18 protein-coding genes and 3 pseudogenes are annotated in these 20,307 nt (G+C 57.3%); 4 read left to right on the top strand and 17 right to left on the bottom strand.

From position 1 onward, the window contains the following. Nucleotides 1-347 precede the first annotated feature (347 nt). The 5 genes and pseudogenes from XI05_RS11670 to XI05_RS11650 all read right to left on the bottom strand — a co-directional run bounded on the left by XI05_RS11670 (nt 348) and on the right by XI05_RS11650 (nt 5,895). Entirely contained in the window at nt 348-707 is a 360-nt protein-coding gene (locus XI05_RS11670; protein WP_442869261.1) for a hypothetical protein, read from the bottom strand. 53 nt (nt 708-760) lie between these two features. Then, the gene (locus XI05_RS11665; RefSeq protein ID WP_271501669.1) at nt 761-2,143 is read right to left on the bottom strand and encodes a multicopper oxidase family protein; all 1,383 of its coding nucleotides are present in this window, start codon (nt 2,141-2,143) and stop codon (nt 761-763) included. A 12-nt stretch (nt 2,144-2,155) separates the two neighbouring features. After that, the gene (locus XI05_RS11660) at nt 2,156-3,628 is read right to left on the bottom strand and encodes a TolC family protein (protein WP_271501662.1); all 1,473 of its coding nucleotides are present in this window, start codon (nt 3,626-3,628) and stop codon (nt 2,156-2,158) included. Between the two features lie 825 nt (nt 3,629-4,453). Beyond that, nucleotides 4,454-4,855: pseudogene (locus XI05_RS11655) on the bottom strand (efflux RND transporter permease subunit); the annotation flags it as partial. A gap of 92 nt (nt 4,856-4,947) precedes the next feature. Then, the gene (locus tag XI05_RS11650) at nt 4,948-5,895 is read right to left on the bottom strand and encodes a LysR family transcriptional regulator (RefSeq protein ID WP_271501659.1); all 948 of its coding nucleotides are present in this window, start codon (nt 5,893-5,895) and stop codon (nt 4,948-4,950) included. A 941-nt stretch (nt 5,896-6,836) separates the two neighbouring features. Here XI05_RS11650 and XI05_RS11645 point away from each other — a divergent pair. Next, the gene (locus tag XI05_RS11645; RefSeq protein WP_271501656.1) at nt 6,837-7,715 is read left to right on the top strand and encodes a flagellar hook-basal body complex protein; all 879 of its coding nucleotides are present in this window, start codon (nt 6,837-6,839) and stop codon (nt 7,713-7,715) included. 362 nt (nt 7,716-8,077) lie between these two features. Beyond that, nucleotides 8,078-8,662, top strand: coding sequence for a MarR family transcriptional regulator (locus XI05_RS11640; protein WP_271501654.1), 585 nt, complete (start codon nt 8,078-8,080; stop codon nt 8,660-8,662). Between the two features lie 81 nt (nt 8,663-8,743). Here the strand turns inward: XI05_RS11640 and XI05_RS11635 are convergent, their stop codons facing one another. Both XI05_RS11635 and XI05_RS11630 read right to left on the bottom strand, forming a co-directional pair. Next, entirely contained in the window at nt 8,744-9,358 is a 615-nt protein-coding gene (locus XI05_RS11635; RefSeq protein ID WP_271501650.1) for an RNA polymerase sigma factor, read from the bottom strand. Between the two features lie 88 nt (nt 9,359-9,446). Then, the gene (locus tag XI05_RS11630) at nt 9,447-9,749 is read right to left on the bottom strand and encodes a copper-binding protein (RefSeq protein WP_271501648.1); all 303 of its coding nucleotides are present in this window, start codon (nt 9,747-9,749) and stop codon (nt 9,447-9,449) included. A 566-nt stretch (nt 9,750-10,315) separates the two neighbouring features. Here XI05_RS11630 and XI05_RS11625 point away from each other — a divergent pair. After that, the gene (locus tag XI05_RS11625; RefSeq protein WP_271501647.1) at nt 10,316-10,492 is read left to right on the top strand and encodes a hypothetical protein; all 177 of its coding nucleotides are present in this window, start codon (nt 10,316-10,318) and stop codon (nt 10,490-10,492) included. A 540-nt stretch (nt 10,493-11,032) separates the two neighbouring features. Here XI05_RS11625 and XI05_RS11620 read toward each other — a convergent pair. From XI05_RS11620 to XI05_RS11590, 7 genes and pseudogenes are all read right to left on the bottom strand, one after another. Further along, nucleotides 11,033-11,320, bottom strand: coding sequence for a hypothetical protein (locus XI05_RS11620; protein WP_271501645.1), 288 nt, complete (start codon nt 11,318-11,320; stop codon nt 11,033-11,035). Nucleotides 11,321-11,402: 82 nt separating this feature from the next. Further along, entirely contained in the window at nt 11,403-12,047 is a 645-nt protein-coding gene (locus tag XI05_RS11615) for a DUF1109 domain-containing protein (protein ID WP_271501641.1), read from the bottom strand. Next, entirely contained in the window at nt 12,044-12,598 is a 555-nt protein-coding gene (locus XI05_RS11610; protein WP_271501638.1) for a sigma-70 family RNA polymerase sigma factor, read from the bottom strand. Before XI05_RS11610 ends, XI05_RS11615 begins: the two co-directional genes overlap by 4 nt. Nucleotides 12,599-12,806: 208 nt before the next feature. Further along, complete coding sequence (locus XI05_RS11605) at nt 12,807-13,421, bottom strand: DUF411 domain-containing protein (RefSeq protein WP_271501636.1); 615 nt, start codon at nt 13,419-13,421, stop codon at nt 12,807-12,809. Then, complete coding sequence (locus tag XI05_RS11600; RefSeq protein WP_271501633.1) at nt 13,396-14,637, bottom strand: OpgC domain-containing protein; 1,242 nt, start codon at nt 14,635-14,637, stop codon at nt 13,396-13,398. The genes XI05_RS11605 and XI05_RS11600 overlap by 26 nt, the downstream gene beginning before the upstream one ends. An 859-nt stretch (nt 14,638-15,496) precedes the next feature. Then, entirely contained in the window at nt 15,497-15,808 is a 312-nt protein-coding gene (locus XI05_RS11595; RefSeq protein WP_333939853.1) for a hypothetical protein, read from the bottom strand. Beyond that, a pseudogene (locus XI05_RS11590) lies at nt 15,708-16,877 on the bottom strand (AMP-binding protein). Before XI05_RS11590 ends, XI05_RS11595 begins: the two are co-directional and overlap by 101 nt. 153 nt (nt 16,878-17,030) lie before the next feature. Here XI05_RS11590 and XI05_RS11585 point away from each other — a divergent pair. Next, complete coding sequence (locus XI05_RS11585; protein ID WP_271501627.1) at nt 17,031-17,450, top strand: TetR/AcrR family transcriptional regulator; 420 nt, start codon at nt 17,031-17,033, stop codon at nt 17,448-17,450. 72 nt (nt 17,451-17,522) lie between these two features. Here XI05_RS11585 and XI05_RS11580 read toward each other — a convergent pair. The 3 genes and pseudogenes from XI05_RS11580 to XI05_RS11570 form a co-directional block, all read right to left on the bottom strand. Then, nucleotides 17,523-17,627, bottom strand: a pseudogene (locus XI05_RS11580) (P-type conjugative transfer ATPase TrbB); the annotation flags it as partial. A 245-nt stretch (nt 17,628-17,872) separates the two neighbouring features. Continuing rightward, nucleotides 17,873-18,298 carry a CopG family transcriptional regulator gene (locus tag XI05_RS11575; RefSeq protein ID WP_271501625.1) on the bottom strand — a complete coding sequence of 142 codons (426 nt, stop codon included), beginning with the start codon at nt 18,296-18,298 and terminating at the stop codon, nt 17,873-17,875. A gap of 6 nt (nt 18,299-18,304) precedes the next feature. Continuing rightward, a complete protein-coding gene (locus XI05_RS11570; RefSeq protein ID WP_271501622.1) occupies nt 18,305-20,293 on the bottom strand; it encodes a conjugal transfer protein TraG in 1,989 nt (662 codons plus the stop codon). Between the last annotated feature and the right edge of the window lie 14 nt (nt 20,294-20,307).

The raw sequence follows: 20,307 nt of genomic DNA, 5'->3' as shown, positions 1-20,307 counted from the left end.
TCTGATGATCGATGTTGATGCGCAGGGCAAGGCGACCGACACGCTCAAGCACCATACAGGGTAACGCCCAATCGGCGCCCAGGGCAGGCCGAGTGGGATATCCCCGATCCGGCGGCTCCGGGCCGCCTTACGCTGGCGATGCGTGCGAAGCTCGAGCGCATCGTGCGTCGAGCCCCAGAGGTGATGGTGAAGATCACCGGGCGGACAAAGAGCGTGGCGCATCTGAAGTCGCACCTTGAGTACATTACGCGAAACGGCGAGCTTGATGCGGAAACAGAGCAGGGCGCGACCCTCGCGGGTCGTTCCGGATTGAAAGATTTACAGCAACGCTGGGAGGATGACGCGGGTCAGTCTGCCGCCGCGGCAGGAAAAGTGTCGAACGAGTTCGTCTCGACGGGATCTCCTCGATTGTAAGCGCCGGCCGTCGTTGCGAGGATAAATTCGTGGTCGAGCTCTCCATTGTTTCGCAGCACGAATTTGATCTGATCGCCTTTATTCACCTCAATCTTGGTCGGTATAAAGCCCATCTTGCCATCCATCTCGCCCATGGTGATCTGGATAATGCGCGCCGGCTTCTTCGGGTGACCCGGCTCACCGGCTGAGTAACTCTCGTTATGCTGATGTCCGGTCGGACCGGCGCCGGCCCAGGCGGTTGAAGCAAACGCCGCGCTCATCAAGGCAACGGCAATGCGTTTTGAAGCAGTCATCTTCTTCTCCAAGTGAATGTGAACTTGATTGATGGGCTTGATGCAGTGTTTGGTCACATTTGCTTCATGTTCATCCCTTTCGGCGATTTTGTCCCCTTAATCGGTGCGGGAGATTGATCGTGCCCCCGTTGCTGCGGCGCGCGCGGTGTCCCTTGGGGCGGCGTCTCGACCTCGTAGGCAACGGTCCCCGGAGGATGCTTGTAGGTGCCCGGATCCTTGTAGTCGTCGCTTGCGAGCCCCTCGCGGATCTTCATGACCGTGAACATGCCCCCCATCTCGATTGGGCCGAATTGCCCGGTGCCTGTCATCATGGGCAGCGTGTTGTCTGGCGCGGGCATTTCCATCTCGCCCATTGCCATACCTGTCGAGCCCATCACCATCGCATCCGGCGCGAGGCGGCCGACGGCTTTCGCGAGATCCTTGCGCGACACGCCAATCAGGTTACGCATGTCATGCCCCATTGCGTTCATCGTGTGGTGCGACTTATGGCAGTGAAACGCCCAGTCCCCGGGATTGTCGGCCAGCATATCGAAGGCGCGAATGGCGCCCACCGGTACGTCAATGGTTGTCTCCGGCCATTGCGCCGTTTCCGGCACCCAGCCACCGTCGGTGCAGCTGACTCGGATGTCGTGGCCGTGGATGTGAATTGGGTGGTTGGTCATGGTGAGGTTGCCGATTCTTACTCTCACCTTGTCACCTAGCCTCACCGGCAGCACGTCGATGCCGGGAAACACGCGGCTATTCCATGTCCACATGTTAAAGTCAGTCATCTCGTTGACGTTTGGGAGATAGGTGCCGGGGTCGATAAAATAGGTGCTCATGATGAACACAAAGTCGCGGTCCACCGCACGGAATGACGGATCGCGCGGATGCACAATAAACATTCCCATCATGCCCATGGCCATTTGCACCATCTCGTCGGAGTGCGGGTGATACATGAAGGTGCCGCTCTTAATCAGCTTAAATTCATAGACGAAGGTCTTGCCCGGCTTAATGTGCGGTTGCGTTAGGCCGCCGACACCGTCCATGCCACTCGGCAGAATGATGCCGTGCCAGTGCACGCTGGTGTGCTCCGGCAATTTATTGGTGACGAAGATGCGAACTTTGTCTCCCTCTACCGCTTCAATGTTCGGACCCGGCGCCTGGCCGTTGTATCCCCATAGATGTGCTTTCATCCCTTCAGCAAACTCGCGCACCACTGGCTCTGCAACTAGATGAAATTCCTTCCAGTCGCCGTTCATGCGCCACGGTAATGTCCAGCCGTTGAGCGTCACAACAGGCTGATATTGAGGCCCGCTGGTGGGATGCAGCGGCGGCTGCATGGTCGCCTTGTCCATGGTCGGCGCTTCGGGGATGCTCCCGGCCTGCACTCGCCCGTTCACAGCGCTGGCTCCAATCAGTGCCGCTGTTCCGATAAAGCTTCTACGAGATAACATGTTCACCTCCATTCACTGTCCACCGCCACCAACCGCCTGCGCTGTGATCGTCCGACGCGACTCGCTCGGGCCGTCGTTCGCTCGGCCGCCGTTGACAGCATCTTGCAGATCTGCATTTGCCAGCCAGAATTCGCGTTTGGCTTCTATGGCGGCGCGCAGTGCTGCGATCCGCTGTCGCGCCTCAACCAACAGTGCGAAAACGTCCACCTGCATGCTACTGAATCGGAGCTGCAATTCCTCTGTGATGATCTGTCGAAGCGGCACTACTTCCCGCTGATAGTGACTGGCGATGTCGTAGCTTGATCGATAGCCGCGATAAGCATCCCGTGCTTCGGATCGCACGTTGACGGCCTGTTCGGCTAAGCGATTGAAGGCCTGGTTGTATATTTCGGTGGCCTGCCTCACGCGGACTTCGCCGCCGTCGAAAATCGGAATCTGGAATTGAACGTCAAAGCCGCGCTCTCGGAATGGAGGGCTTTCCGGGTCTCTGGTCCGTCTAGATATTCCTGCCACATCAAGCAACGTCACGAAGCGAGTAGCTTTGGTCAGGCTGAGCGAGGTCGCCACCACATCGAGCTCCATCCGCGCCATCTGCAGATCGATGCGATGGGTAACGGCGTCGACCTCGATCCATGGCAACGCTCTTGGCTTGCGTGGCAAGGCAGGTAGGCTACTCGGAAGTTTGAAATTGAGGTCGCTACCCCAAAGCCCTAAGAGCCGAATCAAGCGCTCGCGCGAATTTGCTGCTTCCTGGTGCAGAGACGCGAGATCGGCCGTTGCTTCGGCGTAGAAGACCTGTTCACGCGCCTGATCGAGTTTGTTGATCGAACCCGTTTCGCCGAGCTTCTTCGCTAGCAGCGCTGTCGATTCAGCTGTGGCTTTGGCATCGCTAAGCAGTCCCACTAGTTCGTTTGCTGCAACGGCACGATAGTACGCGCGCCGGACCTCAGATGCGAGCCGCAGTGTTTCTAGCGCAGCTCGAAGCTGCGCTCGGCGAAAGCGCTTGCCCGCTATCTCCGAACGCAACGGTAGTGTCGCTAAGGCGAGGATATCACCAACGATTTGGCGCTCGATTTCACTTGCCCCATTGCCGGTAATACGCGAGAGCGAGAAGGTCGGATTCGGCGGCAAGCTCTCCTGAACCATATCAGCTTCTGCCAATGCCAGCTCGTTATAGGCGGCCTGAAGACCCTTATTGTTCGCGAGAGCGACTTGAACGGCAGAGTCAACGTTCAGGGTCCCGCGAAGCAGGCGCTGAATAGAATTGTGCGCCCAATCCGCCTCCTCTCCCGTTCGTATTGCGACGACATCTTTCTTGATGGCGTGGTCGGCGACACTTGCCACCACACCCATCCCAGAATCTGGCGAGAAGCTCGCGCAGCCCGAAAGCAGAAGCGTGGACGAAAGGAGTGCGACCCAACCGCTTATCGGTCTGCATTGATGTGCGGAAGCGTTGAACGATTTGTCCTGGAGCAATCTAGTCATAGCGATCTCCTAATCGCCAGACTTGGGCGGTGGAGTCACATTCTCGTTTTTCTGACGCCACGGCGCTGGAGCCACCGGGCGGAGGCTCGTATACGGCCCGACGCTCGATCGCTGCTCGATCTTCGCAACGCTCGCCGCTGGGTCTGCAGGGTCGTCCCGGCCCAGCGAGAGTGGGATGGCGCATCCCGACATCCCAACGCTAACGGCTGACAGCACGATGCCCGCGACTAGACAGCCTCTTCTTCCATAGATTGCATATGCCACTGAACGAGCAGCAGCGAACTTCGCCCATATGTGCGCAAGCATAAGTATCTCCAACCTAGTGATGAGCTACAGGCGCGCGTGTCCTCACGGACGCGCGTCACCACCTCACTTCACAGGGTCAAAGGATGGGAGGGCGATAGTGCCGAGTAGGCGTGTTATCAGTGACGCGAGTGTACTTTTCTACGTCACAAATCGACGTCACTTTCGAAGGCTTGACAACTTCCGTGACAGTCGCTGGCAGAGCGCTCAAGCACGCTATACCGCAGCATTGCATGCCGAGTGCTTTATGCGAGTTGTCGGCCTGGCCGTAATTCTTATCATTAGCGGTTACGGCAGTAGCTGCGCCGTGCAACCCGACGAACAGTTCACCGCCATCTCCTCGATGATCATCATTGTGGAGGTGTACGTGCGAACCGTGCGCGGGTCCGACTTCCTGGCTCTCGCCCATGTGGCATGGCACGATCTTCGATCCATCGGACAAGGCGTGTCCGACAGAAGGCGCAACGATGCAAAGCAAATAGACCAGCGCAAGCAGCCGAGAAAATAACGCGATATGAAGAAGGCGTGGCCCTCGGCGTTGGGCCTCGTCTTCATCTCGACGAGCTCGTGATCGAAATAGATCAACATCACGACGGCGTCTCGGCGGGACGCCTGCGAGCGCGATGAAGCCGAGGGCGACGGCCACAGATAGATTGAAGCCGAGCCCCACATTACCCAGATTCCATCGACCAGAGCGAAAGGCAGCGACAGCATCGCGACCAAGGTCTCGGTTATCGCCCGAAAATTCAAGTACAGCAGCAGGAAGATGATCGTGAGCGTCACCGGCACACGATCTTAAGGCGGCTGCCGCGCGCCGCGGGGTATCGTACTGAGCGCTCCAGACCACGTAGTACCGGGCAGGAGACTGGATGCTCTCGGTGACGGCAGCTGAGCGTCGCCGACGTAGCTGCCGATGTCTCGGTCGGGATGGCGTTCGCTTTGAGAGCTCGGTGCAGCAACGCGGGCGCCCTTCAGGCTATCGCACCCATCAACAACCAGGAGTCGGCAAGGCGCGCTCAGTCAGCAGTCGACGAAGATGGATGACGCTCCTCCAAGATAGCGAGAAAGCGTTTCAAAATCGGGCTCTCGTTATCCAAACGCCAATGTGCATAGAAGTCGATGCGGCTCGGTCCATTTCCGTCCCGAAGGGATCGATAAACCAGTCCAGACGAACCGGCCCCAATCTCTGACTCCATTACCAAGCTTAATCCAAGTTCCATGCTTACGAGGCTGCTAATCACGGCTCTGCTTACATCATGGTAAACTATATTCGGCCGAATCTCAGCCGATGAGAGCTTGGATACGAGCATTTCTTCAAGTTCGCGTCCTGGATCCCGCTTGCTTAGGAGAACGGTTTCGTTTCTGAGATCGGTCCAATACACCGACATGCGGTTTGCCAACACATGGCGATCGGGCAAAGAGACTAAGATGCGTTCACTCCAGAGCGAGTGGGCTTTGCTGTCAGATCGAACAAGGCCAGGACTAATAACGATATCAATCGTTCCATTTTGAAGCGCACTCATCAGTTGAATGCGAGAGCGTTCAATCGGTGCAACCTCCACCAAAGGGGAACGGCGCTTGAAATCCAAGAGGGCTGCACGAAGATTCCCTGTGGAGATCGAGGTGCAGATACCAACGGAGAGGCGACCTGCCTCGCCGCGACCGAAGGTTCGCCCGGTGTCAACCAGCGCATCAACCTGCTCTAAGATCACGCGTGCGATCCTTAGTACGTCCAAGGCCGCTTGAGTAGGTTTGATGCCAGCAGCGGACCGTTCGAATAGCCTTGCTCCCACTAGATGTTCCAGCTGACCAATTGCTCGACTGAGTGCCGAGTGTCGTACGGAGAGCTTTTCCGCGGCTCGACGTAAACTTCCGCAGTCACTCGCTACAAGAGCAAATCGAAGGTGCTGCAGATCTATCGCGAAATTGCCCAGCCTATGGCGGCTCTTTACTGTATCAGTCATTCTCACGACCATGAGCAATGATCAACGACATCGGCGGAGTATGCACGCGCCGTATCTTGGCTCTCTACACATCTCCGAAGGCATGCGGGAAGTCTCTTGATCACACTTGCGCTCCACCTTTGACCACGGGCACTCGACCTCCGCTTCACCAGCAGTCGCGAAACCTCAATTGGTCGCTATTTTTGCCCAAGCCGATCGGGCCTACTCAGTGATCGGCAAGGTACTAAAGAGCAGCCTCGATCTCCCTTGAGCGCGGAAGTGCGAAAAAGCGACATCAACGGGGACCTCCGCTCGTCTGCCAAAATGCTCTTGGAGCGCTATCAGCCCTCCATATTCAGGCGGTACATTCGCATTCATCAGCGCATATCCGGATGCAACTGATTCGTATCATTAGTATACGAATGATCGCTGCCTCTCGCATCGCGTCTATCACAGCTTTGCGATGAATGCTGGTATGCTCAGTTACTCTGTAATATTACGCCAAGCCTGACGTCCTCGTTAGAGCCGATGACGCAGACGATGCTGAATTGGTCAATGAAGCGGGACGCTGCACCATTCGCCTACCATCTTGGACGACATGCTCCAGACGACACGTTGGAGCGCGACGGCAATAGAAACTAGCTATGATCCGTCAGGCTTTCCGTGGCGCGACAGCACGCAACATCGTTCGCGCCGACTGCGCAATCAATAATGGCTTCCAATACCGACATCAGCAGATTTGACGAGCACCCGACATAACTCGACTACACCATGTAATATTGCGACCGGCAGCGCCGTCTATAACTGAGAGCCAGATACCTTGCCAGCCGCGCAATCGGCTCCGCATGAAGTGATTGTCTCGATCGTTGACCTCTCTCCAGGTGGAGTGCCTCCTCCTATGCCCCTTCGGTCATTGATTCCCTGCAGGTTGCCTCTGAGTTTGTGGAAGAAAGGCATAAGCGATGGCTGAAACGAGCCTGGTCTATCTCTCGCGCCTGATTGCGCTCGAACGCCAGGTTGAAGTTACAGCTCATAACATTGCCAACGCCGAAACTACGGGCTTTCGAGCGCGTGGACTTTCATTTCAAGAGTACCTGCGCCCTATGCCTCCGGAAGATCCCGGCGAAAGGGCAAGCACGGTCTCGCTTGTGGTCCCGCACCTGCAATTCAATCTCGTCTCGAAAGGTAGCATCCGCCGGACTGGCAATCCACTCGACCTAGCAATCGACGGTGAGGGGTACTTTGTGGTGCAAACCGACCGCGGGGAGCGCTACACGCGCAGCGGCGAATTTGGGGTAGACCCTACTGGTCGGCTCGTGACAGTCGACGGTCACGTCGTGCTTGGAAAAGCCGGACCGGTACAAATTCCGTCTAACGAAGGTACGATCAACGTCAGCGCAGACGGATTCGTGAGCATCGATAGGCGGATTATCGCCCAACTCCTTCTAGTTCGATTTGCGCGCCCGCAACAACTAGAGCCGGTCGGGGGAGCCCTGTTCCGGTCCAATCAACCACCACTTGGCGTCACTGATCGTGGCTCCACCATCTTGAGTAGCGCACTTGAACAGTCCGACGTTGAGAGTACCCGCGAGATGACCCGGCTTTCCGAGATCGCTAGGAACTACGAGATGGTGGGTCAATTGATCAAGAGTTCCTTGGACCCAGACGATATCAACAAACTTGCCAAGGTGCCGACTGACCGCGTACTTATGTCTGCTCCGGGCAAGGCACATCGGTCCTTTCTTCCAATCGTATCTTATCGGCCTGGCGCTCGGCCTAATTCAGGGCAAGGGGGCAAGGCCTCGAGAGCACAAAGATGCGACGTCAGTCGTCACAACTAAAGCTCGGAACACGCCGGTGAAGACGAGGTGCAGCATGCTCCCCATCATTCAACGACTTACGGCTCCTCAGGACCCACCAATTGAAAGGTGGACCACCTGCTTCACTCCGTTACGGAATGGCGTGAGGGACTTTACGCTCCTCGGCGATCGATCACGCGTCCTATTTGGGGTGCGGCCGCCGTCTCGGTCGCTGCGTCCGCCGCACTGAGCTGGATGCCTCGGTAAACAAGCAATGAAACGCATCGTAATCCAACCGCTTTGAAAGCCGCGCCAAATGTGACACGTGCTTAAACGTGCACGTGACAGATTGATGATTGAGGCGAAATATATTCTGAGGCCATCTGCCTTCAGCATGAAGGAAAGTGACGCCGGTGTTAACAACGAAAAGAGAAGCGACACATCCGCGCACCATCGAGACTCTTGATGTCATAAAGCGCTTCATGCTGGAGATGTCCGGGATCAATAGCCGCTTGGAAGAGCTTCATAAGCTCTGGGGCAAAGCACTGGGCATCAGCCGCCCGCAATGGATGATTCTGCTCGCCCTCTTCGATCTCGAAAAGAGCCGTGGCCTGCCGGTTAACGTTGTCGCCAAGCTGCTTCACGTCGATTCGTCGTTCGTCACCACGCAGTCCAAGCTTCTCGAACAAAAGGGGTTGTTGCGCCGGACGCGTTCGCGCGTCGATGTGCGGGTCGTTAAGATGTCTCTGAGTGCAAAAGCGCGACGGTCACTCACAAGCCTCGCCGAACAGTTCCGCGCGGTTCGCAAGTTCGTCTTCGAGGGGTTCAACGAAGACGGCTTAGCCGCATTCACCGCCAACCTAGTTAGCGTGAACAAGCGTCTTGAAACGATTTCGCTGCGGATCGCGACCGAATTTGACTGGTCGAACTCGGCCGGGCACCGGCAAAGTCGCCTCGCTGACCATCGTCCGCTTCGACGAACCAGCTGAGCTGTCGCTTGGTTACAAAAGCGCCACGCGGCCGCCACCTGTCGTTTCTTTAGCAGAACGGGCTGTCGACTCCGGCTGTATTCATCGACTTCCATTGCATCGACACTCCGCGAAGCTATCTTCGCGGCACACTACGCATTTCCGTTCGAGGAGGTCCCGCAATGCTTGACGAGCACGGAATAAACGCACAGTGAGATTATTGACCGTCACCCCGAGATCAGTCGCAACCACCTCCCTCGGTTCGCCTGCCAAGTCTATTCGGCGGATAATGTCAGCGTGTTCCATTTTCAATAGCGGAAGATGAGCATAAAGACATTCACATATCTCGCTTTCGAATGTTGCATCTTGATTGATTGCTATACGATCGCCCAGTTCCTCGGGCAGCGGTATTTCTCGCGCACTATTTCGCAGCCTCTTGCGATGGAAGTCCGCTATTGTGGTCGCTAGAACCCTGCTGAGCCACCCACGGACCGACTGCGCGTCTCGGATATGGGCGGATCGCTCCAGCGCTCTCAGCACGAACACCTGCAGTACTTCTTCGGCGTCAGTCGGCGAGCTGAAGCGCTTTTGCAGATAATTTCGGACGCGATCGTAGCTTCGTACAATTGCCGCTCGAACCACGCCGTCCGGCACCCCGGATGGCTGAGCCGCACATGTACTCTGAGGACTTGGTGTCGTATTCCGCGACGAGCTCATGGCGATGTACCAAGCTAGCTTTGACAGGCTGCTGCTCTCCCGTTCGAATCGAAACGCTGCTTCGGAGAAGAGGCGTTCCGTCGACGTTTCACTTTGCCTTCTGAATCTTTGTGATTGTTATTCCGCCCGTCAGCCGCTCAGCGTCGAATTGAACCTTTTCTCCTACTTTCACTTGATGGAGCATGGAGGGATCGGAGACCCGGAACACCATGATCATCTCCTCGTCTTCCATATCCAGGTTCTTTATGGGCCCATGCTTGAGGGTGATCTTGCCAGCTCTCTCGTCGATTTTCTTGACCTCGCCGACGACAAGATTCGTCTGGGCGAAAGTAGCGAGCGGGAGGACCGCGAAAGCGGCAATTTGTAGCGCTGATCTCACAAGAGGCGTCATTTTCTCGATTCCTTGTTGATGGTGCGATCACTTCACGACATTCCTCCTCAAGCCGCACTCACGGCGGCCCGGGCTCGCCACCCGACCCGCGAGGTTGGACGCAGGTCGGCGTATAGTGGCAAGCGTGGGCCGCTAACCGCGGTTCGCGACCTCGGCTCCCGAATCGGAGGATTCCGCCCTCAACAAAAAACCGGTCGTCGCGCAGCTGACTGTGAGCGAGACGACAGAGGCCAGAAGAACGGCGCTGCGTAAGCGCACGCATTTCTCCATTGCTCGCGCGGCCAGCTGTCATCCAGGCGGCGTTACTCGCCACCATACGACCCTGCATAATAGACTCCTGATAAGCACCGCCATACGAATCCAGCCGCTCCGAATGGGAGCGCGACACATCATGGATTCACGTGCTTTCAGGCTATGGGGGGTCGATAAAGCGGCCCGAACCTCTCGCCGGCGCACATGGAGGCCGGTTCGTACTCGCCTCGCGATCGCATGGGCTCGAATTGAGCGAGCAAAGGCAGTTGAGGAGCGACGGCGCTCATGCAGAGCACTGAACCGCAGCAGTTGCCATGTTGATTTTGTTGATCGCAGCCGTCGTGCCCATCCGGCGAATCCGCGGCAGGCTCCGCATAAGCCATTGGAGCGCCCGCGCGGCCGTGTTGGGTTCCGCCCTGTTCATGCGCACGCGTAAGATTATGACCAGCGTGCTCGTGGGCATCCAGCGCCAGGTGGCTGACTTGATTTAGCGGTTCGATCAGATCCGCCGGAAGCCGGACAGCGAGAGTCGGGGTCAGCGACGCGAGCAAATATGTGATAGCGGCGAGCCATCTCAACCATCTGCGCGCTAGCTTTGTTAAGCCACCCATCTTGTAACCGTGCTCGAGCGTCGCTGTATCAACCAAAACTATTTACAAGTCCCACTTTTAGGCCTGACACATACTCGGCTTTCATCTGTCGCCTCACTAGAGGAGTACCCAGTCCATTGCGGATGACGGAGCAAGTCCGACAGTCCGGGGCTCTTCAGGCCTGTTGGGCATTCTTCATTTGCTCTCAACTTCGAGCCTACATCTGGGCGGCCCAAGGATTAATCAGCCGTCCGCTTTGAAACGTCGAGCCCCCCGCTCAAGCCTTAGCACGGCCTGGTACTCCTTTGACGTCAATATGCGCTTACGACGAGGCGCCTTCGACCGCACTTCGATCATTCCCACATACAAGGGCGGGCGCCAAGGAAACTATTTTTCGATGTACCGGGTAATATGGCTGCATATTCATCGTCGCCACCCTCATTAGCGGGATTTCGGCCCACCCTGATAGCGCCAAATGGATCCGCCGCCCGTCGCATCTGGCGCAACCTGCCCTTTGGGCGCACCGTGACTGTGGGCGAACGCCGAATAAAGATCGCGCTGCGGGAAAGGTGCTCCGGCCTGAACGCTGCGCCTCGCTTCGTTCGGCCAATAGCTCTTGTCGGTAATGGTTGAGCCCGCTTGGGCGGTGCCCGACAACACAGCCGAAAAGGCAATTGCGAGAAGACCTTTGATCCACATAGTCACTCCATTCATTTTTCCGAGGCGCATGCGTGCGCTTCTAATGAGGAGTTCGGATCCGATTTCTCGGTGGTTACAAATTCACGGGAACGTCAACTGTTTTACTTGTCGGTTACCAGCGCAACAGCCGCGGTCCTAACAGCCCCCCAACGATCGTACATATTGCGATTGTACCGCCATACCAAAGCGCGACGAAGGGTAACGAGTCGTCTGTGCAGTGTAGGGCATAGCCAACTGCGCTTGCGCCGCCGGCAATAAGACCGCTGATGGCGCCCCCGCGAACAAGACTAGTCGGAGCTGCATTATTTTTTACTGTCCAGATAACAACCGCAAAAGGAACGATAGCGATGACGGGAATGGAAATGAGGCATTCGAGCCACTCATCTCCCATCACCATCTTGTCCCAGTGCGATTTTGGTGCCCCTCCGAGGCTGACGGCAGCGAGCAACAGTGTCGCAGCAAATGGAAGCGCGGCCGATACCACTGAAGCTCGCCGCTCCCCTCCAGGACGCATTAGCCGCGCTAGGTAATATGACGCCCCCCCGACCGTGCCAATCGCGAACGCAAGCTTGAGCGACATGAAAATAATCGCCCGGGGCGCCCTCAGATCGGTGCGAACGCCCAATGCAATATGAACGATCCCGATCGCGACCACGACCGCGATCGCAAGGGCAATCGTCATTCTTCGGTTTATCAACTGTCGATCGATCGGTTCGACACTCCTACTGAGAGCCGCAATTAGCTCATCTGTGTTCATGTCTGCGTCCTCCGCGCGATTAACGTCGACAAAACCTTCAACCCGCGATGAATATTGACCTTTACACTTGCCTCCGAGATTCTGCACCGCTCGGCGGCTTCCGCTACGCTCAAGCCCTCGAGCTTCACCGCCTCAATTGAACACCTCATCTTCTTCGGCAATCGTCTTAAGAGTCGGCTGAGATCAAAACTACTTTCGGCGCTGATATGATCATCACGCGCAGTTACTTCGGCAGCCTCATCAAGCGGGGCATCAACGATAGTAGCTCGGTCCCTTCGCAGAAAATCAATCAACTTGTAGCGTGCGATCGCATGGACCCAAGGAGTGAACAATTCGACCGGATCGTAGGTATGTCGCTGTGTGTGGATCGCCAGCACCGCCTCCTGGACGAGATCCTCGGATTCCGCCAAACGGCGGCTGAGCTTGGCAAGCTTGCCTTTGTAGTATGCACGCAAATGAATGCTCAATCGCTCAAGCAGCAGACGATGGGCGACCGCGTCACCTTCTTGACTGGCTACCATGAGCGCCTTGAGCTCTGTTTCCGCCGTCATCTTTCCTCAGCTAATAGTTCGCGAGTCTTGTTGCTCCGGTTACAGTTGGCTCTAAACAATGCTCGATGGAGGCCACGCAGTAGATCAATCGATCTTAAGTCCTCGCTCGATTCGCCTCACGCCAGGCTCGTGTTCAGAATTTTGGCACGAGTTTTGCGGACCCGTAAATTCGGAGTTCGCGGGTATTCGTTTTCCCATTTCATGCTTATCAGCCTGCCTCTTCCGAGCCGACGAACTGCATAAAGGTTCGGCGACCACGCGGTCCGAACAATATGACCGAGTACTTTTCGAGCTTCCCGCTCATGCCTGGCGATCCTTGAGGCATTCCAGGCGCCGAAATGCCCACAGCGTCAGGCCGCTCGGAAAGCAATCTGCTCACCGCATCCACGGGCACATGTCCCTCGATCACATAACCTCCGACTTCAGCTGTATGACAGCCAGCCAGATCCGGGGGGACACCGAGGCGGCTGCGGATCGCGCTCAGATCGCTCGCCTCCTCAATCTGGACGGAGACCCCCGCGTCGCCGACTTGTTTCGCCCAATCGCCGCAGCAACCGCAGTTCGGGTCCTTGTAAACCAAGACGTCGGTGGCAGCATGAAGGGGCGGCGGTGCCACCGCCATCCCGATCATTCCAGCACAAATCATTCTACGCGAATATCGCAGCTTCCCAAACGAGCTTGGCATCGAGTCTTCTCCGAATGGCGCTTGAACCATCGACATCTTTTGCTCGCTTAACGATTTGGCGTGGTGACAAAATAAGCGCTGGTCCACGATTGCGTATTTCTTCTCCGTATCACTATGATCCATCTGCGCGAAGTACACGTAGTGGCTCAGCGGAGCCTGAGTGACGCCCTGCGCTAGTTCGGTCAAAAGACACACTTTTATCGACCTGCTTCGACCAGGTCCGATAGTAGGAGATGATCGTCAGGATCCACAGGCCTGCAGCGCCTACGAGGAGCTGGGCCAGAACTCCCCCCGAACCGAGCTCCAGTACAAAATGGGCGACGAAAGAGAGGAACAGAGCAACGCAGAAAACTGACAGCGATTGCTGGCCACATCTAATCAGGGGCTTGAAGATCGACCACTGCAGACCCGGCCAATCGATAGGAATGAGTGCGACGACGACGAACACTAGGCTCGCCAAGTGGATCACTCGATAGGGCGCGAGATTGGTCTTGTCATTCGGGATGAACATCTCGTCGATCGCATCTGGAATTAGCTGTCGCAACTCCGGAATCCGCTCCGCGAGCGCGATCACGAAAGCGAATAGCAAAAAGCCGAAACCGAGCGCATGCAGGAAGCGAAACTGGAGCAGCCAACGGCTGCCCTGAGCCCCACCGAGTGCGAGCCAGGCTCCAGACACAAAAAGCAACTGCCAAGTATAAGGGTTGAAGTACCATGCTCCCCCAGGATAAGACGCAAAATTCCAGCCATATTGACGAGCAGCAGCATATAGCCCGATCGATCCAATCAATACGACATTGCGCCATCGCAGCATGACCCAAAGTACGATAGGGAACGCCGCCATCAGAACGATATAGAGTGGTAGGACGTCGAGATTGAGCGGCTTGAACTTCAGCGCCATCCCCTGCGAAAGCGTCTCGACCGGAAACTTCATGAGGTGCGCGACGTTGAATTGATCCATGAGATGAGGATCGTCAAACTTATGCGATAGGTAGTGCACCGAAGTGAGGTAAAATAGAAACAGCAGCAAATGGGCGGCATAAAGTTGCCACACACGGCGAAGCAACCTGGTCGCTCCGATTGCGAAGCCGCGCTCCATCATGATTCTACCGAATACAAAGGTTGCGGTGTAGCCGGATATCAAGACGAATAGATCGGCTCCATCACTGAACCCGTAGTTTCTGGTGGTGAACCAGGCGAGTATTGACTCCGGAATATGACCCAGAAAGATCAGCCAGTTCGCGAGCCCTCGGAATAAATCCAACCGCAGATCGCGCTGCGACTTCGGCAGCACGGATCTAACCGTGATCGCTTCCCAAAGCCACCGCCTAACGAACATGGCGATCTGCAGCATCCAGCCGTTAGTGCGGTTAGTTAACCCGTCAGGCAAAGCCTGCTCCCATCATTTCAAACGATTATGTCTCGTTCCTCGGCGGTTGCGCTCTACTCAGCACGTCAAATCGACGGCGAATGCCTCGGCCCGGCTCCGCCGTTACAAGGAGCTTTTGTCTGCATGAACCGTGGCTTCGCCGATCCAGAGTTCTGTTCACTGACTGTGCTCGCATGCCTTCTGAACTCTGTCGCCGCTCAAGGGATGACGATCATCTCCTCTCGCGGCGACAGAGTATGCCCGACAGTCCGGGGCTGATTATGATCTGCCGGGCGAACAGCTGCTCACATTCGACAACGCTACTTCGTGCCACTCGACGGCTTAGTGGAAGGACTAGCGTAGTCGTCGCCCCCCCAATTGATGGGCTGGCTCGAGCCGCCTGCTTGATACCCAATTCCATTTCGGTAGTGATCGCCGTCCATTACCTTTCGACTCACTTTCTCGTCCGCCATAACGTGCTCCATCCCATCTCGCTTGATTTCATAGCCCGTTCCAGCGCCACCTCTTGAGCTAGACCATCTTGGCGACGCTATTCATCCGGAGACTGATGCAGGCGACGATCGACAAGACCACAACAGTTTCGAGAGGAAAGACTAACGCAGGAGTTTCTTTGACCGATGAGTTTCATCCAACTCAAGTCCGTGGATTCCAAGTGGTCGGTCCGATGATTGGTGCGTGGTGCTAGGACGATAGAAGGCGCCACGTGACCAATGGCAAAAGCAGAGAGCTGCGCCAAGCGATCTATTTGCGTTGAACGGAAGTAATAATTCGACGCACCTAGCGTCACTTACAGAGAGCGCTCGACCCGAAGCATGCCGCTGGCCTACAAAATGTCAGCGAAGTCGCCGTGCCGCCCTTTTCCGGCCGAGAAGCGGGCCGCTCCATTCGCGCCTTCCTTGTGATGGGCCTCGATCCCGTTCGCCCATTCGCGTTTAAGAGCTTCGCGCACCTGCAGTCCGTATGTCTCGAGAACGTTGGCACGATCTGCTTTCACCGCTGCTTGTGGGAAGCGAGCGATTTCCTGCGCCATGTTTTCAGCGGCTGCCCTTGCCCCCCTTGGCGCGATTTTTTCGCACAATCCGATACGGTATGCTTCGTCCGCGGAAACTTTGCGGCCCGTCAGGATGATTTCCATTGCCCGCCCTTTCGGTCGAAACACGTCGCTCCAGCGTGTCAGTGCGGCTTGTTTGAAAGCTGACCGGACTAGTCTCCGTCATTCCGTAGGCGATGGTAATTTCTCGTATGCCCAGTTGATCCACGACGCCTCGCATGACTTCGATAGGGCACGGCGCACCCGCCATGATGCCGGTGCGGAGCGAACCAAGCCGAAAGCGGCCGAGTTCAGGGTGCTCTAGCACGGAGATGAACATTGCCGGCACTCCGTACAGCGCCGTGCACGCCTCTTGTTCGATGGCGGAGAGCACCGCGCCCGGTTCAAATGCAGCTCCTGGTATGACCATGGTTGAGCGGTGCGTGAGACAGGCCAGGTTGCCCATGACCATGCCAAAGCAGTGATAAAACGGAACGGGAATGCAAACCCGATCCACGGCACTCAGCCCGAGCGCTTCACCGACAAAGTATCCGTTGTTTAAGATGTTGTGATGCGTGAGCGTTGCGCCCTTCGGCGCGCCCGTGGTGCCGCTAGTGAACTGGATGTTTGTAGGATCGTCAAAGCTAATCTTGCTCGCTATGTCAGCCAAAGACGTGCCGGCGTCGCTGCGATTTGACGCACAGTCTTCGAATGAAATCGCTCCCGGAAATGCGGGACCGCCGATTTGGATTACGATCTTGAGCTCTGGAAGTGCCTCGGCACGAAGTTGACCAGGCGCTGACGTTTTCAATTCGGGCGCGACTTCTGCCAAGATTTCAAGGTAGTGGCTGCTCTTGTATGCCGTCGCACATACGATGGCGCGGCAGCCGACCTTTCTTAAAGCATATCCGATCTCGGAAGAACGATAGGCCGGATTGAGGCTGACCAGGATCAGTCCGGCTTTAGCAGCGGGCGAATTGCGTCAAACCCACTCGATGTTGTTTGGCGACCAGATCCCGATTCGGTCTCCGGGTGTGAGACCGAGAGCGATGAGACTGCGGGCGAACGCCTCGACTCGATCTCTCAGCGGGGCATAACTCAGGCGCAAACCTTGCTCGCGAACAACGACAGCAAGTTGCTCAGGCCAGGTCTGGGCGGCCCGATCCAGCGCCATTGCGATCGTTTCGCCCCGTAGCGGTTGGTCAGCCAAGCCCGCCACGTAGCTTGATGATTGTCCGGCCTCAAACATCGGCGCCGCCTCCCGCAATATCGTTGGATTATGGAAATAACAGTGCTATTTATATGTCAATGCTGTAATTTGGAGGACATGAAACCCTCCCCACCTGTCAAACCGGATTATGAGATCAGCAAAGAAGCCCGCGAAGTCGCGCTCAATCAGGCGCGACGTCGGGTTGTCCTGGATGGAGCCTGGCGTGTCTTTGCCCGTGACGGCCTCGATGGGGCGACCATGCGCGCTATTGCCACTGAGGCGGGCTGTACGACCGGCGCGATCTATCCTCTCTTTCCTTCGAAGGAAGCTATCTATGCTGACTCGCTGGCGGAATCCCTGGATCGACTGAGCGAATACGTTGAAAGTTCAATCCGAACTGCGCGCGGCCCTCGAATGAAGTTGAAAGCAGGAGCGCTCGCTTTTCTCTCGTACTATCAGGACAAGCCGGATGAGGTCGCCCTTGGGCTTTATCTCTGGCACGGGCTAAGGCCGCGAGGGCTCAGTCCGGATTTTTGATACGGACTTGAACAAACGTCTAAATGGCACGCTCGATCTGTTGCGTGATGCTCTTCGGACATTGGGCCAACTGACGGAAGCGAAGTCGAGAAATCCGGCAATCGCCGAGCCGAGCGCGCTACGCAGCATTCGCGCTCCGCGCGAACTCGCCTCCGATTGAATGGAATGAATTGCCACCGTCCGCCCCACCGAGTGAGAGCGTCCACAGACGGCCCTCAGATGGGATGATTAAGAAAGGCATCAACGGACTTGGTGCAACAATGGCTTTCAGTGGTCGTAGATTAGCGTAGAATAAGAAAGACAAAGAACTGATCTCTGAGGCCTGCTCAATCGTAACGTGAGTTACTGCTCACCAGTCCGCATCCTCATCCGCGGGTATGAGGACGACCGAACTTTCATACGAGCGCATTCAGGACGCTCGGTCAGGATTCGTCGGCAGATTCCTGACGGCGGATATCTTCCGGAATCTCGCGGAGAAAGCTTTGCCCCTTTTGGAGGCGGCGCCCGAGTGCCTCAACAAATCCTTCAAACCGCTCTCGACCCTTTGCCTGAGCGGTCGCCTGCGCGTCGTTGGGTAGCGGCGGCGTGATCGTCAACCAGAACCGTATGAAGAGTGCCAAGCTTTCGGCCGTCAAACCCACGTCACGCTCCAGCCTCTGCATCTGACGCGACAGCCGATCGAGGCGCCGGGCGAACGCTGCCTCCCGCCTGTCCGCGCCGTCCGGTGACAAAAACGAAGCGACAGCCGCTTCCACGATCGCAGACCGGGAAAGCTTCTTGCGATCGGCGAGCTCCGAGATCTGTTTCAGAAGCTCTGGTGGGAAGTAGACGTTCATCCGGTCGCGCATATTGCCTCAGAGCTCTATCCCGTCATTCGGGTCCATGGCGACTTGACGGGTGACACCGCGCATCTGTTGGCGTATGAGCCGGGACTGGCGGACAGCATCCTCGTCATCGTCAAGAACGGCGGCAAATTCCTCTGCCGGTGTCGATTCGATTGTTTCCCTGACGATAGCGACGTGATCGGGGAGTTCGGGTTCACGACGGAGCCCGCTGTTCGCCGTGTCTTCCTCGGCCTCCGCGGCTTTGTCGGTTGGACCTCCCGTCGGCTCCAGCGCTCCGAGCGCTGACCATCCGTCCGTTCGCGAGGATCGACCGCCCCTCGCCGAATCCGGCGGCGGCAAAACCCGCTCAGTGAATCGCCGATCCTCGTAGTAGCGGACCTTCTTCGCCCGTATCGGCGCCGTCCCTGCCACCATGACGATCTCGTCCATCGGCGGAAGCTGCATGACCTCACCCGGCGTCAGCAGCGGCCTCGCAGTCTCCTGCCGTGAGACCATCAGGTGCCCAAGCCATGGGTTCAACCTGTGCCCGGCGTAGTTCTTCATCGCGCGCATCTCGGTCGCCGTGCCCAGCGCGTCGGACACCCGCTTGGCGGTCCGCTCGTCGTTGGTCGCGAAGCTGACGCGGACGTGACAATTGTCGAGAATGGCGTTGTTAGGCCCGTAGGCCTTTTCGATCTGATTGAGCGACTGAGCGATCAGGAAACTCTTGATGCCGTACCCAGCCATGAAGGCGAGCGCGGACTCGAAGAAATCAAGCCGCCCGAGCGCCGGGAATTCGTCGAGCATCATCAGGACTCGATGAAGGCGGTCGCGGGCGTGCAGATCTTCGGTCAGGCGCCGGCCGATCTGATTCAGCACCAGGCGGATCAGCGGCTTGGTCCGGGAGATATCCGAAGGTGGCACCACAAGGTACAGCGTTGCAGGGCGGCTATCTGCGATCAGATCGGCTATCCGCCAGTCGCAACGGCGGGTCACCTGGGCCACCACGGGATCGCGATAAAGTCCGAGGAACGACATCGCGGTGGACAGGACGCCGGAGCGTTCATTCTCGGACTTGTTGAGGAGTTCGCGCGCGGTCGAGGCGACAACGGGATGGGCGCCCTGCTCGCCAAGATGCGCGGTTGTCATCATCGCCTTCAGCGTCGCCTCGATCGGCCGCTTCGGGTCGGACAGAAAGGCCGCCACGCCGGCCAAAGTCTTGTCCGCCTCGGCATAGAGGACATGGAGGATGGCGCCGACCAGTAGCGAATGACTGGTCTTCTCCCAGTGGTTCCGCTTATCGAGCGAGCCTTCGGGGTCAACCAGGACGTCGGCAACGTTCTGGACGTCGCGAACCTCCCATTCCCCGCGCCGGACCTCGAGCAGCGGATTGTAGGCCGAGGATTTCGGGTTGGTCGGGTCGAACAACAGGACGCGGCCATGCCGTGCGCGAAAGCCAGCGGTCAGCTGCCAGTTCTCACCTTTGATGTCGTGGACGATGGCCGAGCCGGGCCAAGCCAACAGGGAGGGGACGACAAGACCGACACCCTTTCCGGATCGGGTGGGTGCAAAACACAAGACGTGCTCCGGCCCATTATGGCGGAGGTAGTCGCGGTCGAGCTTGCCGAGGACCACGCCATCCGGACCAAGAAGTCCGGCCGCCCGGACCTCTTCAACATCGGCCCAGCGCGCCGAGCCATAGGTCTCGACATTCTTGGCTTCACGCGCGCGCCATACCGACATGCCGATCGCCGCCGCGATCGAAACGACGGTGCCTGACGCTGCGATGAAGGCGCCCTCGACAAAGACCTGCGGCGCATAGGCATCGTAGACGAACCACCACCAGAAGAAGACTGGCGGGTAGTAGACCTTGAAGCCCAGCAGTTCGAACCACGGTCGCCCAAGCTCCGGTTGATATGCGAGCCGCCATGCCGTCCACTCGGTTGCTCCCCAGATGGCCAGCAAGACGATCAGGCCAACGACGATTACCTGTCCCCAGAGGATTTTGGTTCCGGACATCCCAAGCGCCCTTC

The organism is Bradyrhizobium sp. CCBAU 11357 (genome assembly GCF_028128865.1).
Lineage (GTDB): Bacteria > Pseudomonadota > Alphaproteobacteria > Rhizobiales > Xanthobacteraceae > Bradyrhizobium.
This window is presented reverse-complemented; position numbering and strand designations above follow the sequence as displayed.

What these genes read in the sequence shown, in the direction of transcription:
- XI05_RS11670 (WP_442869261.1), bottom strand. Translation starts at nt 707, where the DNA reads ATGACTGCTTCAAAACGCATTGCCGTTGCCTTGATGAGCGCGGCGTTT.
- XI05_RS11665 (WP_271501669.1), bottom strand. Translation starts at nt 2,143, where the DNA reads ATGTTATCTCGTAGAAGCTTTATCGGAACAGCGGCACTGATTGGAGCC.
- XI05_RS11660 (WP_271501662.1), bottom strand. Translation starts at nt 3,628, where the DNA reads ATGACTAGATTGCTCCAGGACAAATCGTTCAACGCTTCCGCACATCAA.
- XI05_RS11650 (WP_271501659.1), bottom strand. Translation starts at nt 5,895, where the DNA reads ATGACTGATACAGTAAAGAGCCGCCATAGGCTGGGCAATTTCGCGATA.
- XI05_RS11645 (WP_271501656.1), top strand. Translation starts at nt 6,837, where the DNA reads ATGGCTGAAACGAGCCTGGTCTATCTCTCGCGCCTGATTGCGCTCGAA.
- XI05_RS11635 (WP_271501650.1), bottom strand. Translation starts at nt 9,358, where the DNA reads ATGAGCTCGTCGCGGAATACGACACCAAGTCCTCAGAGTACATGTGCG.
- XI05_RS11630 (WP_271501648.1), bottom strand. Translation starts at nt 9,749, where the DNA reads ATGACGCCTCTTGTGAGATCAGCGCTACAAATTGCCGCTTTCGCGGTC.
- XI05_RS11625 (WP_271501647.1), top strand. Translation starts at nt 10,316, where the DNA reads ATGTTGATTTTGTTGATCGCAGCCGTCGTGCCCATCCGGCGAATCCGC.
- XI05_RS11620 (WP_271501645.1), bottom strand. Translation starts at nt 11,320, where the DNA reads ATGCGCCTCGGAAAAATGAATGGAGTGACTATGTGGATCAAAGGTCTT.
- XI05_RS11615 (WP_271501641.1), bottom strand. Translation starts at nt 12,047, where the DNA reads ATGAACACAGATGAGCTAATTGCGGCTCTCAGTAGGAGTGTCGAACCG.
- XI05_RS11610 (WP_271501638.1), bottom strand. Translation starts at nt 12,598, where the DNA reads ATGACGGCGGAAACAGAGCTCAAGGCGCTCATGGTAGCCAGTCAAGAA.
- XI05_RS11600 (WP_271501633.1), bottom strand. Translation starts at nt 14,637, where the DNA reads ATGCTGCAGATCGCCATGTTCGTTAGGCGGTGGCTTTGGGAAGCGATC.
- XI05_RS11595 (WP_333939853.1), bottom strand. Translation starts at nt 15,808, where the DNA reads ATGGAAATCATCCTGACGGGCCGCAAAGTTTCCGCGGACGAAGCATAC.
- XI05_RS11585 (WP_271501627.1), top strand. Translation starts at nt 17,031, where the DNA reads ATGAAACCCTCCCCACCTGTCAAACCGGATTATGAGATCAGCAAAGAA.
- XI05_RS11575 (WP_271501625.1), bottom strand. Translation starts at nt 18,298, where the DNA reads ATGCGCGACCGGATGAACGTCTACTTCCCACCAGAGCTTCTGAAACAG.
- XI05_RS11570 (WP_271501622.1), bottom strand. Translation starts at nt 20,293, where the DNA reads ATGTCCGGAACCAAAATCCTCTGGGGACAGGTAATCGTCGTTGGCCTG.